Origin of the sequence: Levilactobacillus cerevisiae (genome assembly GCF_003946245.1) — a bacterium.
GTDB classification, from domain to species: Bacteria; Bacillota; Bacilli; order Lactobacillales; family Lactobacillaceae; genus Levilactobacillus; species Levilactobacillus cerevisiae.
In genome coordinates, this window is the sequence record NZ_RHNN01000003.1 from 13009 (window position 1) to 26707 (window position 13699).

Annotated in this window: 11 protein-coding genes; 4 read left to right on the plus strand and 7 right to left on the minus strand. The window is 51.5% G+C overall.

What is annotated here, in order from left to right; translation table 11 throughout:
* Positions 1-22 precede the first annotated feature (22 nt).
* Complete coding sequence (locus EKM99_RS01575) at positions 23-421, plus strand: LPXTG cell wall anchor domain-containing protein (protein WP_164511480.1); 399 nt, start codon at positions 23-25, stop codon at positions 419-421.
* Between the two features lie 6 nt (positions 422-427).
* On the plus strand, positions 428-2092 hold the full coding sequence (locus EKM99_RS01580) for a hypothetical protein (RefSeq protein ID WP_125580256.1): 1665 nt from the start codon (positions 428-430) through the stop codon (positions 2090-2092).
* A 133-nt stretch (positions 2093-2225) separates the two neighbouring features.
* Here EKM99_RS01580 and EKM99_RS01585 read toward each other — a convergent pair whose 3' ends face one another.
* Entirely contained in the window at positions 2226-2780 is a 555-nt protein-coding gene (locus tag EKM99_RS01585; RefSeq protein ID WP_125580258.1) for a hypothetical protein, read from the minus strand.
* A 97-nt stretch (positions 2781-2877) separates the two neighbouring features.
* Between EKM99_RS01585 and EKM99_RS01590 the strand changes: the two genes are divergently transcribed.
* Complete coding sequence (locus tag EKM99_RS01590; RefSeq protein WP_164511481.1) at positions 2878-3522, plus strand: Crp/Fnr family transcriptional regulator; 645 nt, start codon at positions 2878-2880, stop codon at positions 3520-3522.
* A gap of 125 nt (positions 3523-3647) precedes the next feature.
* On the opposite strand, the gene EKM99_RS01595 is transcribed toward EKM99_RS01590, so the two are convergent.
* From EKM99_RS01595 to EKM99_RS01615, 5 genes are all read right to left on the minus strand, one after another.
* The gene (locus EKM99_RS01595) at positions 3648-4976 is read right to left on the minus strand and encodes a hypothetical protein (RefSeq protein WP_125580262.1); all 1329 of its coding nucleotides are present in this window, start codon (positions 4974-4976) and stop codon (positions 3648-3650) included.
* A gap of 1161 nt (positions 4977-6137) precedes the next feature.
* Entirely contained in the window at positions 6138-6800 is a 663-nt protein-coding gene (locus EKM99_RS01600; RefSeq protein WP_125580264.1) for an ABC transporter permease, read from the minus strand.
* A gap of 2 nt (positions 6801-6802) precedes the next feature.
* Entirely contained in the window at positions 6803-7735 is a 933-nt protein-coding gene (locus tag EKM99_RS01605; RefSeq protein ID WP_125580266.1) for an osmoprotectant ABC transporter substrate-binding protein, read from the minus strand.
* Positions 7736-7744: 9 nt separating this feature from the next.
* Positions 7745-8371: an ABC transporter permease gene (locus EKM99_RS01610; RefSeq protein WP_125580268.1), complete on the minus strand. Its 627-nt coding sequence runs from the start codon at positions 8369-8371 to the stop codon at positions 7745-7747.
* Positions 8368-9576 (minus strand): betaine/proline/choline family ABC transporter ATP-binding protein, encoded by a 1209-nt coding sequence (locus EKM99_RS01615; protein ID WP_125580270.1) that lies wholly within the window; start codon positions 9574-9576, stop codon positions 8368-8370. Before EKM99_RS01615 ends, EKM99_RS01610 begins: the two co-directional genes overlap by 4 nt.
* A gap of 1130 nt (positions 9577-10706) precedes the next feature.
* Between EKM99_RS01615 and EKM99_RS01620 the strand changes: the two genes are divergently transcribed.
* Positions 10707-11186, plus strand: coding sequence for a Rossmann-fold NAD(P)-binding domain-containing protein (locus EKM99_RS01620; protein ID WP_191983286.1), 480 nt, complete (start codon positions 10707-10709; stop codon positions 11184-11186).
* Between the two features lie 666 nt (positions 11187-11852).
* Here the strand turns inward: EKM99_RS01620 and EKM99_RS01625 are convergent.
* On the minus strand, positions 11853-13661 hold the full coding sequence (locus EKM99_RS01625; RefSeq protein WP_125580273.1) for a DUF5776 domain-containing protein: 1809 nt from the start codon (positions 13659-13661) through the stop codon (positions 11853-11855).
* Positions 13662-13699 lie beyond the last annotated feature (38 nt).

The following is a 13699-nucleotide window of genomic DNA, read 5'->3' on the forward strand; positions in this document are numbered from 1 at the left end:
TAGGGAAAGGAGGGCGTTGGTTGTGAAAAAAATACTCTTGAGAGTAGTTTTGGTGCTTACATTAGTACTAGGATTTAGTGCGAGCACACCAGCGCTTGCCAAACATGTTTTTAGCACTGGGACGACAGAAGCGGGGATCACATTTACTGCGAATCCTAATGCCGAGACTGGTAGAGCTGCGGCCATCGTTGATAGGCAGATTCCTTCTGCGAAAAAAGCCACAGTCACCAAAAAAACGGTTAAGCCGAGTCCGGGTGTGTTAGTCAAGACGGCTGCAGCAGACGTTATTGCAGGTCGCTTGCCACAGACGAATGAAACGCAAGCTTTGTTGGTAACAATGTTAGGATTACTCTTGCTAATTGTGATGCTCTTGTTAGCGTTGATTTATCGGCAAGCACGCCTACTTAGGGAGAGGGAGTGAGTCAAGATGAAGTTGAAGAAAATTTTACTGCAGCTTGGCTTGTTGCTGGCTTTTGTGGGCGTGGGGCAATTCGTTAATTTGACTAATGCTACGGCAGCCAGTTTGCCATCCGGCAGCACGGCTGTGAGTCTGACAGATGGTCAGGTTTACCAGACTAAGTCTCCTGGGACGACTGTTGACGGAGGTAGCAATTATTATTACACCACAAAGACGTATCCAACAATAATTGGTGTAGCGGCAAACGGAGTTGATGCAACTACGCATCGGTTAACTACTGACACTACAAAAATTTATATACTGTTTTCCGATCAGATTATTTCAAATGGTACCAGTTATGATGCTGTATATCCGGCCGTTATGACATATGGTGGGAATTCAGTTGCAACGAGTATGCCAAAGAGTTTGGGTAGTGGAAAAACCGTGAATATGCCAAATAGCTATCAAGAGGTTGATGTGAATCTCAGTAATTTGGCAAGTATTTTTTCTTCAGGTGGTTATCCTAAACTATATGTCGGTTTACAGTATAAAGCTGGGCAAATGACTTCTGATCAAATTGCCAGTTATTATTTTGGTACATTTACTCGGGATGCAACCTTTAAGTTTTCAACTCCTGTGACAATCAATAGTACTGCTGGGAGCGGTTCTGTCAACTCAAGCGATACAGTTGTAAGTGGACAAGCAACTCCAAACGGAACAGTCACGCTTACAGGTCTGACGGATTCAGTTACTACCACCGCTGATTCAAATGGTGACTATTCATTTGACTTAGCTGGTAAAAGTCTGAAGCAGCTTGGAAGTTCTTCAACAATTACAGTGACACAGAGTAATAAGTTAGGTGATTCAGATAGTGTTACTGCCAAAGTGATGGATACCGTTCCGTTAACAATTACGCCCGCAACGTCAAGTCTGACTGTATCACCCGATGATTGGGATACCTATATTGCAGGCAAGTCATCATCCGATATTGCGAATTGGTTAGCCAGTCAAGCAGGATTATCAGTGACAAAGCAAGACAGCACAACGCCGTTAACGACAGGTACTGATGGTGATGGCCTAGCTTTTGACACTACTGACGATACTAGCTTAACCGGTACGATAGCTGGGGGAACCCAGGATGTGGCGATCAATGCCAGTGATACCGCTGGGGATAAGTCAACCACACCCGCTACGATTTCTGTGACGCGGGGTGCTGGCCTTCTCCAATTTACTACGGCAGACATGGGTACAATGGTCTTCGGTAATAAAGATGGCATAGCTGTTCCTAGTCAAGAGACCTTAATTGCACCCGGAAGCTATCAGGTTGGGATTTCTGATACGCGTGCGGCTGAATCAACATGGTCCGTGACGGCTTCAGCGACGGATATGGTAGCTAGTGACGGCAGTGGTCGGACGTTAAGTGGGCACATTGTTTATGAGAATGGTAGTGGTACGAAAAGTCCACTTGATGGCGATAAACCTGTGCAGGTGGCTTCTGGCACCCGTGCGAGTGGTACTACCACTACAGATATTGCCAAGAATTGGACACAGAATAGTAACTCATACACTGGAAGCACCAGCGTACCTGCCGGTGTTTACCTGGATGCAAATCCAGATATCTACGCTGTCGGCGGTGCCTATGGCTATCACGGTACCATTACCTGGGCGTTGTCCGATGCACCAGGTAATCCGTAATATCGATTCCTTGAACGATTAATTCTCAAATCTAAAACGAGTCGCATCTTCCCAATTGGGGAAATGCAACTCGTTTTTTATTAGCGTGAAATTCTGACAAATTGATGATTAACCATCATCCGTCCCCGCCATATCACAGCGTCACAATCTTCCCCACCGCAATCGGCAAGGTCACGTGGGCGTCGTAGTGGCCGACCGCACCGGCGACCGTGGCTGGCAAGGCGACATCGTCCGTGACGCCGTGGATGTAGATGACCCGTTTGTCGAGGGCCAATTCGCTGTCGTTGAAGGTGGCTTTGAATTTTTCATCCAGCGCCGCCAGTGGCACGACCTTGGTGTAGGCGAAGTAGCCGTGATCATCCGCTACCGGGTACGCGTCGTTGGGGATGTCCATCTCGTGGGGCGCGTCGTTGAACGGCACCATGGTCGTGCCGGACACCGCGCCCGTTTCGGGGAGGTCGACAAAGCCGTCGTGGTTCACGTCCTGCGCGCTGGTCGCAATCGCCGCGTCCTTGCCGTCGGGGAAGCCGTGAAAATGCTCCCAGTGCTGCAGGTTGTCCGGGGTGTCAAACATTTCAATGTTAATGGTCAGCGTGTCGCCGTTGATGGTGAACAGCGCCGTCCCGTGAGCCGCCGTGCCAATCACCTGTTCGTTGAGTGGCACGATGTTTGCTTGATAAATTTTCATGTGAAATGACCTCCTCGAATTGATGGTTTTAGTATATACTGAGGTCGAGAATTAAAAATTGATAATTATCAAGAAAATGTCAAAAAGGAGAAAAAAGATGAGCCATTCGCCGATTAAATGTGTTCAGGGAGCGCCAATTTTCAAAGGGCTGGACGATGCCGCCATTGCAGAGTTGGCTAAGATTTCCGTTCACCAGCAGTTGTTCAATAAGGGCAGCGTGCTGTACGATCCGACCAGCCAGTTGGACCGGATGATGATTGTGGATTCCGGGCGGGTCAAGGTGTATCAGCTCAACGAGAACGGCAAGGAAAAGGTGCTGTACATGCTGCGGGGTGGGGCCATCGACAGTGAGGCCGCGCTGTTCGCCAACCGGAAGCATTTCAACTACGCTGAGGCCGTGGAAGATACCCGGATCTGCTCGATTGGCAGGGACGATTTCCAGGCGCTGTTGCGGCGAGAACCTGACGTGGCATTTAACCTGCTCAACATTTTGGGCGATCGGCTGACGGAGCTGGAGTCGGTGAGCGCGCTCACGGGGAATTTGACAGCCAAGAACCGTGTGCTGGCCTACCTCCAACAGATTGGCCAGGAGAAACAGGCCGCCGAGTTCGACTTACCCGTGAGGAAAAAGGAGCTCGCCAGTTTCCTGGGCATCACGCCAGAAACGCTGAGCCGCCAGTTACACCAGTTGGTGGCGGACGGACTGCTGGCGATTGCGGGGAAACGGGTGACGTTGTTGTGAGCGGGTTTTTAGGGAGTAAGAATCAGCGTAGCATCAGAATGAGGTGGGTTCTCCAACCAGGAGAGCCTCCCTTTTTGCTTCCCCGTCATACAATCTGCCAAGTAAAAAAGGCCCGCCAAGCACGGCTAGCCCTTAGGTTCATGCAAAATATTTCCCAGCGAAATCCCCAACGACGCCAGTGTCAACGGCCAGCTCATCGTTAAGGTGTACAGCCAGAAGTCACTGGCATCACTCGGTTTGAAGAAGGCCAGCACGGACTGGCCGGCGCCCGCACTGACGGCCACCAGCAGGCCAAACATCACCAGCTGGCACAACAGGCCGCCATACGTGGAGAACCGGTATTTGTGAACGATGGCCATATCGTGGTCAATATCCGGTGACCCGTACAACGTCGCGTTAATCGTGGGATTGTCGTAGCCCACGTAGAGCGTAATCAGCAGGATGCCCAGCACGTAGGTGTATTTCCACGGAATCAACAGGAACAGGTGCCCCGCCAGCAGACTCACCTGGCTAAGCCGTAGCGCCCGTTTAGTCGACCCCTTACCCAGTTTACCAAAGATGACATAACCGCCCTCAAAGCCAATCAGATACAGCGCAAAGACCACGTACATCCCCACACTCCCAAAATAGAAGTAGGCGAAGAACCCGTTAAATAGCAGCACCAGACTGACCAGGAATCCCCGGTTGAGTAGGCGTACCTTGTAATTGGGCAGGACGTGGCGGTCGCCGTACAGCTCGATGGCCAGCACAATCAGCGCCACCCCAACGATCGTCAGCAGGAGCCAGCTCGGCAGGTTGACCGTCGCCTTGCGCAGTGTGGTCAACACGGCAATCGCCGCAAAGCCAATCAGCGACAGAACCCACCGCCAGCCTTGATGGAGACCGTGGGGATGCGTCGTGCGGTTCTGGTAGAAGTCGTTGGTGAAGTTGTCCAGCAGAATCCCGCCAGGCAGGGCCACCAGATAAAGCAGGCCCAGCACGGTAAACGTCAGCGTGTAACTCCAGCCGGCAGCCAGGTCCACGCCCAGCATGAGACCAAGTCCCAGGAAAATCACCCAGTACAGCCGTTTCATTTTAAAATCAGTCGACTGACTCAGGTGCAGCTTCACCGTTAAAAAGTAGGGCCAGATGGTGGCCGCGCTGTAGCCCCACAGGAGCCCACCAATAATCAGCCAGCCCACCGCCTCCGTCATGGCAAACGTCAGACTGCCCACGGCGCCCAGCACCAGGCTGACAATCAGGTAGGTCGTCGACCGCAGATTCAGTCGTTTGGTGTAGAAAATGCTGGCCGCTCGCGACATGTAGAAGGCCACCAGGGCAATTAGGTACGTTGCACTCTGGGTTTGTTGGTACTTCAGTAGCATCAAAATGTAGGGGAGCATGATGCCGATATTTGCTAGAAAGTTCAGGGTGCCGACGGAAAAGTCGACCCCCGCTTGCCGTAACCGCTCCACGCAATCATCTCCTTGGTTTTCTTTGTTGGTTCTAACTTTGCCGCCTGCGGCAGCTAGGTGCTCCGCCCCGTGAGGCACGCCCGAAGCCAAAGGGCGGTCTTCGCGCTTGTGGTCAAGCCTTGCCCAACCCGCAAGTCTTGACCGCAGCCTGTTGCTGTAAGGCCGGAAAACCACCGACCAACAGCACCGACACGGGAGCTCCGCACCTAGCTGCCTCCGGCTGAATGTTGTGCAGCAACTGAAAATACTGCGGGCTGGTTGCTCGTTTGGCCGGGGTGTTTTGGTGTTATTGTCAGGAATCGGGTTGGCGCTACAAGTCTTGACTGCACCATGGCGCTGTGAGGCCGGCAGCCCACCGACCAACAGCCACGACACGGGAGCTCCGCACCTAGCTGCCTCCGGCTGAATGTTGTGCATCAACTGAAAATGCTGCGGGCTGGTTGTTCGTTTGGCCGGCGTGTTCAGATTTGTTCAGCTTGGTACGAAGTCTTGGCCACGTTCTGTTGTTGTGGTTTTAGCAACATCTCGTTTGGTTTTTGATATTATTTTATCTGGAAATCGCGTGCTGAGGTTTTCAGCTTCTTTACATAGATAACTTCAAATAGTATAGCATTGATTGCGTAGCGACGGGCTAACCGGGGCTTATTTTTAAAGCCATGTTCACCCAGTTAAGTTACCCCGAATTTCAACTGAAGAAAGGACTATCACTGACTGCAATAGTCCTAGATACGTGCCGTTAGTCTTCCGAAACTAAAAAGCGCCACCCACCGAATCGACTAAGTAGCCGGTAAGGCGGGTGACACCAATTTATTTCGTTATGGTATACAGCGAATAACGTTTCAGTTCCAACGCCAGCTAGCCGCAAGCCAACACTGACCCGCAACCACCCAGGCTAACCACCACCGCTGCCCAAGACGTTCCGAACACCAAAGTGGTATCTGAACGCCTATCGGAGCCAGCTGTGTCGATGGTGTTAGACCGAGCGAATTTTCTCGGCCTTACAGCATGGGACAATCTTTGAGACGCGAACTTCGGCTCAAAGTTGAGGTGCAAGCCCGTCCCACAGGCTGGAACCGGCCCCACAGCAGGCGCAGTCCTGGAAGCCGCAGGCGGCCAGCATTAATGCTCTTGACCTAAATCCCTAACACAATCCAAAACAATCTAAGGTTCAGAAGAAGTCCTAGGCGTCAGGCGCTTTTCGATGAAGGAGAGGACCAAGTCGGTGATGATCGCCATCAGCGCGGTCGGCAAAGCCCCCGCTAAAATGATGGCCCCACCGTCCGTGGCGTTGGTCCCACGCACGATGATGTCGCCGAGACCGCCGGAGCCGATGAACGACCCGATTACGGTGATCCCAATCCCGATGACCAGGGCGTTTCGAATCCCAGCGATAATGACCGACAGCGAGAGCGGAATCCGGATGGTCATCATGACTTGAAAGCGTGTCATGCCCATCCCTTTGCCCGCGTCCAGCACGTCGCCGTCAACGCTCAGCATGCCGGTATACGTATTTTTGATAATCGGCAGGAGCGAGTAGAGGAAGACGGTCACGATGACCGTGGTTTGGCCGAGACCCAGTCCCAGCATCAGAATCGACAACATCGCCAGCGACGGAATCGTCTGAATGACGTTGGCAATCCCAATGATGACGGGCGACAAGCGCCGGTACTGGGAAATCCAAATGCCCAGCGGAATCCCGACGATGGCCCCCAGCAACACCCCGTAGATGGAGACGAGGAACGTTTGGTTAAATTGACTCAGGACGTACATCCCGTTGTGGCTAAAATAGTAAACCAGCTGACTGAATAGACCCATGTCTTTCATAACTAGTTGTTCCCCCCTTCAAAGTAGTGGTGCGCCTTCAAGTAATCGTTGGCAACCGTCTGGGGTTCTTCCAGTTGGTCGTCGACTTTGTAATTCAACTGTTGCATGGTCTTCAAGGAAATCTTGCCGGCCATGCGGTTCAAGACGGTTCTGAGTTCCGGATGCTTTTTTAAAATGGCGTCGGTGGCGACCGGACTGGCATCGTACGGCGGGAAGAAGTTCTTGTCATCCTTTAACAGTTTTAAATGGTAGCTGGCGACCCGGCCGTCGGTGGAGTAGCCCAGAATGGCGTCCATTTTATTAGCCGACAGCGCGTCGTAGAGCAGGCCCGTTTGCATCGGTAAGACCGTGCCGAAACTGTAGCCGTACATCTTCTGGAAGGCCGGATAGCCGTCGCCTTGCCGGTTTTGCCAAATTTGGTCAATCCCGACTTTCATGGTTGGCGCGAGCTTTTTCAAGTCGCTCACCGTTTTCAGGTGGTGCTGCTTGGCGTAGGCCGGCTTGACCATCCAGGCGTAAGTGTCGGCGAATCCGTACGTTTTGAAATAAGTCATGTGGTAGCGGCTCTGAAATTCCCGGGTGACGATCGATGTGACCTTGGCGGGATCCCGCTCAAATTTTTCATTTAAAATGGTGGTCAGGTCGGTCCCGTTGAAACGGATGGATGAAATGTCCGCCTGATTGTTTTTCAGGGCGTTAAAGCTGACGTTGCCGGAGCCCAGATTGTTGATGATGGTGGTCTTCAGGTTGGTGTCGTGTTCAATCATCCCGGCAATCATGTAAGCCATGATCTGTTGTTCCGTCGTGTTCTGTGACGCGATGCGGACGGTGTTGTTGCCCGAGCCAGCCAGTCCCGGCAGTGCGCACCCACCCAAAGGCAGGAGGACGACCGCGACCAGAAAAGCTGCGAGCCATTGACGTAAATGTTTTCGCATAGTGGCCTCCTAGCGTAATTGGCGCGGCGTGACGGCCGTTTCCAATTTACCCAATAAGTAGTCGACGATGAGCGCCAACAGGATAACTGGAATCGACCCGCCGAGAATCAAGTCAGAGCGGTACAGGTTCAGCCCGTTGAAAATGAAATCGCCCAGGCCGCCGGCACCGATGTAAGACGCCAGGGTGGCCCACGCAATCACGTAGGTCGCGGACAGCCGGATACCTGCCATGATGACCGGTGCGGCCAGCGGAATCTCGGCCTGAATCATCATTTGCCACCAGGTCATGCCCATCCCTTTGGCCGCGTCGCGCACGGTCGGGGACACGCCCTGCATGCCGAGGTACGTGTTTCGCAGAATTGGCAGGAGGGAGTAGATGAACAGGGCGACAATCGCTGGTGTGGAGCCAATCCCGAAGATGGGAATCATCATGGCTAACAGCGCCATGGCGGGGATGGTCTGCAACACGCCGGCGAGGGTAATCACAAAGTTGGCGCCGTGTTTCATCCGCGTCAACAGGATGCCCAGCGGAACGGCCACAATCACGCCGAGCGCGAGGGCCACCGCCGAGATGTACAGGTGTTGGCCAGTCTTAGCAATCAGCTGCGTCCCGTAAGTTGCTAGAAAATGCATCATTGTGGGGTGGCGCCCCCTTCATCGTGCGTGGCAGCGGCATGAATGTCCGCGTTGATTGGCGAAGCGGGTTCCTCGTTGGCTTCCGGTGCGCCCCGCAAGGCATCATAAACGATGTCGACTAAGGCCGTCCGGGTAACGATGCCGACCAGGTGCTTGTCCTGGTCAACCACAGGAACGTTTTTAACCCCCTGTTTCAAAATCCGGTCGACGGTATCGCCAATCAGCGAATCGGCCTTCACGAAGAAGACTTTGCGGTTGGTGAAGTCGCCAATCGCGGTGTGGGGGTCGGTGATCCGGTTGATGTCTTCCAGGTCAACGTAGCCTTCGAGCACGCCCTGGTCACCGGTGACCAGCAGGGTATCAACCCGCCGTTCGTGCATCAGGTCGATAGCGTCGTCGACGGTCTTGTCGGGCGTGATGGAGACGGGGTTCTTGAGCATGATCTGACTGACGGACAGGATGTTGGGTTGTGCCCGGATCAAGCGTTCCTCACCGATTAAATTGGTGACGAAGTCGTTGGCCGGGTGCCGCAAAATGTTTTCGGGCGTGTCGACTTGCACCTGCTTGCCTTGGCTCATGATGACGACCTTGGTGGCCAGGTGGAGCGCCTCGTCCATGTCGTGGGTCACGAAGATAAAGGTCTTGCCCAGGTCTTCTTGTAAATGCTTGACCAGGTCCTGCAGGGATTCACGGGTGATGGGGTCCAGCGCGCCGAAGGGTTCGTCCATTAAAATGATTTCCTGATCGGCTGCGAGGGCCCGGACGACACCGATCCGTTGTTGTTGACCACCGGAAAGCTCACCGGGGTAGCGTTTCAGCATGTCGTCGGGGAGTTGCGCCAGCTCAATCATTTTGTGGGCTTGTTCGGCTCGTTTTTCTTTGGACCAGCCTAGGAGCTTGGGAACCATTTCGATGTTTTCCTGAATGGTCATGTGGGGCATCAGGCCAATGTTTTGGATGACATAGCCGATTGAGCGCCGCAACTTGACCGGGTCCATTTTAGAAATATCTTTATCATTAATTTTGATGGTACCGGACGTTTGTTTCAGCATGCGGTTAATCATCCGCATGGTCGTGGTCTTCCCCGAACCGGACGTCCCGATGAACGCAATAAATTCACCGCGGTCGACTTCGAGGTTGAAGTCGTCGACGGCAATCTTGCCATTCGGATATTCCTTACGTAGATGTTCCATTGAAAGTAGCATAGATTAACCTCCTGTATAGTGATGTTGCAAATTGCATTTGTTTTTGTGGTGTCCTTTGTCAGCGCCTCCGGGAGGATGAAAATAGGACCCGAGGTGACCGCCGTTCCCGGCGGCGGATTCAAGCTGCCCTGCTGTGGGGACCGGCTCCAGCCTGAGGGGCGGTCTTCCGCCTCGCCTTGAAGCCGCGCTGAAAGGCGCGAGGCTCCAAGGTCGTCCCAGAGTCTAAGCTGAGAAAATCACTCAGCTAAGTCTCTCGACACAGCTGGGTAGCTTGATCCGCCTCTGGTCACTCACACGGGTGTCGGCATTTTCAGTGGCCTAGGCGTCAAACGGCATGGATAACGAAAATTTTTCCAGTGACAGGAAAGTGATGGCCGAACAGCTGATTTTGGCGGCGGGTTAAATCCATGTTGGCCGCAGGGAGGGTGAAAATAGGCCAAGCCGTGGGAACTCCCTTAGCGGCGGGCTTGGCCACTTAGGGGGTTGATACCTTTGAGACGCGACTCTTGCGGCTCAAAGTAAGCACGGAGACCGCCCTTTGGCTCCGTGCGATCGCCCACAGCAATCCAGTCCTATTTTCACCCTCCCGGAGGCCCGGCATTTAACCAGCAACCAAAAATAACGATCGGAGTGCCGGGAGCACACGTTAGACGGGAGCAGCCTGGAGACCGGTCGTATATGATTTTACAGTTGCAGTTGCCCCCATTGTACACGAAAGCCGAGGGTTCACCAAAGGATAACAATTCTCTCTGTTGATAATCAGTTAGTGTAAATGAGTTCTGGGGGCAACTGCGCGACCAAGATGGCCGCTGCCAAGGGTATTTCGTAACGGTAACATATTAATATGAGTTTTCAATAAGTAATTGCTTATTAATTTTCTTAGAACTTTTTTTAAATTAGGGGTTGCCTTCGACCTAGTGTAACCCTTTATAATCATTTACATTGGGTGAGGGGATTGTGAAAGCGATTTTCCTCGGCGGGTGACCAAGATAGGCTGGAACAGTGGAACAGCCTTAGTCAAAAGTCCCGTTCCAATCGCAGTTAGACATATTCGGTGAACACATGATTTAAGAGTGAAGGTGTTCACCGCCTCAAACGATACATGAACGACATGAAAGGAAGTTACGACTTTGAAACGAATCCTACTTGCTGGGGCCATCGATGCCGCCAGCCAAAACTTTGTCCGCCAACTCAGCCAGAATAGTCAGCTCGACCTGACCGTCTACACCTCCAGTGCGGTGCGTTTGCCAGAATCCGTGACGGCGCTGACCGAAGAAGTGTTGGACGAAGGTGGCCTGAGTGCCGCAATGTTGGACCAAGACCTGGTCGTGGCTTTGGTCCCAACGATTCGCTTGGCCCGGACGGCGACCATCTTGGCCACGGCCGTCCAAGCGGCGGGCAGTCCGCAACTGATCATCAGTCGGACCGACGACATTGAAGAATTACCATTGGAAGAACGCCAAGCACGGCAAACGTTGCTGGCAGCCGGCGTGGCCTTTGACCTGGTAGACGGTTTCGGTAGCATCAGCAGTATGCTCGGCGTGGCAGTCACACCGGCAGCGTCTTTTGGGCTGGGTGAAGAGAGCCCGCTTGAACGCTTCGCTGGCTAGATTGCTGGCGGTTAGCAGCACTGATTTGGTTTTCTATAAGTGTCTATCGCGAAATTACGGTGGATGTGACGAAAGTTTTCGTGGCTTAAGACTTTCTTAATACTTTGGCTAAGCTTTTTTGAAATTTAAACTTCACAGAATTCAACAAAACTCCACGATTAGTGATCACAACTAGTCGTGGAGTTTTTGCTCGTTCTAAATTTTGGGACACTGATTTGGTTTTCTATAAGTGTCTATCGCAAAATTGCGGGTGATGTGACAAAGCTTTCGGCAGCTTAAGACTTTCTTAATAACTTGTCCAAGCTTTTTGAAAGCAGGTCGTCACAAGATGGTCAGTAACTATTTGCGGAAACTTAATCGGGCTCAGCGAGGCCCTGTGATGGGTCCAACTAGTCGTGAGATCCTTTGACTAGAGGCTATAGCCTTGAATTGGCTCGAATGGAGAGCGCTTCTTTCGTGGTTAAAGGTTCGGGAGTCGCTCGTGAATGCTAGTACACCGTTCCCAAAACTTTCCATGACTAGTGTGATGAGTTCAGCCACTGGCCAGTATGAATGGAGGGGAGCAACTCAAGGCATATGATGAAATCCTTTTGGATAATTTAAGCTAAACGAAGAGACGGTCAAAACCAATTTGGTTTTGACCGTCTCTTTTTTGAATCCTAGTTTTTAGTTCAAGACACGGACAAAGGACGCGTTTGCAGTGATGTAGCCACCAGCGACTTTGTATCGTAACGTATCGCTCTTACGGAAATTGTTGGCATTAGAGTAGGCGTAACCGGTAACTTTGAGCGTGATAGCTTTGGCAATGTGTCGATTCTTCTGGGTTAAGTTGGCGTTGCCATATCGGTTGATGGCTGTCTTGGTCAGGACCTTGTTTGGCGTCGTATATTTTCCGGCGATAACTAGTTTTTTATTCGCAGAAATATAGCTGCCATTGCTGAGTAAGAAACGGTTGGTCAGATTATGGCCAACGATGGTCTTCACCTTGAGAACTTGGCCTTGCTTATAGTGGATCTTTTTACCCGTCAACGAGACCTTGGCGTAGGCATTCAGACCGCTGGGATTGATGACGGTCACTTGGTTCTGCTTTGTGGCGTAATAGAGTGGTGCCGTGTAGTTAGCATTCGCAGTGATGTAGCCAGTCTTTTTTGAGCCATTCAGGTCAATCACTTTGTAGCGCTTGACACCACTCTTGGAAGTCGTCATCCCAATCACCTTGAACATTGGGCGATTCATCCGGGCCTTCTTGGCATAGGTAGCGATTTTTGCAGACTTACTGAAGGTCGGGGAAGAATAGAGGTTAAGCTTCTTAATGCCATAGATAGCGGAATTCTTAACGACATTGTCAGTTGTCACTTTACTATAAGTGTAGGTCACAGATTGGTCGGAACTGCTGAAAACCCCTGATTCTTTGCCGGTAGTCTTAGTCAGCTTATAACCGGTGATCGTCAGTGGGTCGGTCTTATAGGAATCGCCCAAGGTACCCGTTAGTATCTTATCCGGCTTGAGAGTCTGCCCCTGATCATCGACATAGTGGACGGTGACAGCGTGACTAGTAGCCGTTGGTACCGTTGGGGTCGTTGGATCTTTAAAGACGAAGAATCCAGGATAACCATTTGTAGCAGATAGTAGGCCATCCGCCTGATAAGTGGTCGCGTTGGCTGGCTTGGTTATTAGGTCAGTCATGGGGGTATTCAGGACTGAAAGGGCTAACTTACCAGAGGCATCTGGATCCAATGTGGCTAATTGGGCATCGGTGTAATCAGTCAGGTTATAAATCGCTTTATATTGATCAAAGGTCTCCCCACTAACAAGGCTGTCAAATGCTTGTTCATTCGCGAAAGACGAATCAAACGCGCTTACACTATCGCCACCAAATAAAGCGTCTATTGCTGTAAGTTGATTTCTCATAGAGTCATTATATTCAGTCTGAATGGTGCTGAATTTTACGATACCTAATTTTTTCTCACTCATGACTTTAAGAAGCCAAGCCATGAAGGTCGTTGAACTTTGAAACCCGTCAATTAATGTCTGCTCTGTTGGTACACCTGATAAAGACCAATTGTCAACAAAATATTGTGAAAGATGTTCACCGCTTGCAACAGTTAACGGTTCTGCTGTGAGTTTATGCAGCTGATCTGAAACGTTACTGGCTTGTGCGGCTTGCAAGGATTCTGGATCACCTGCTGAATAGCGTTTCGTAAAATCGGTCGAAAAACTTGGATCCTGGATGGTCTCTGCTGAAAGAGTCTGGGATTCCTGCGGATACCAAGAATCATGGTGCGTGTTGCCTTGACTGTCCACGATGACATTATAAGGTAGTTCCGCCGTACCAATCGTGTAAGTGGTATTGGCTGTATCGGTTGGCGTCGTGGTTGTTGACGTATCTGCCTGACCAATAACCGGTGCAGCAACACCGGTGAATAGCGTTAATGACAGGCCACTAATGAGAATTTTATGTAATAATCGGGTCATAGGATATTCCTCCCAAAATAGTGATGGTGGTGAAATAT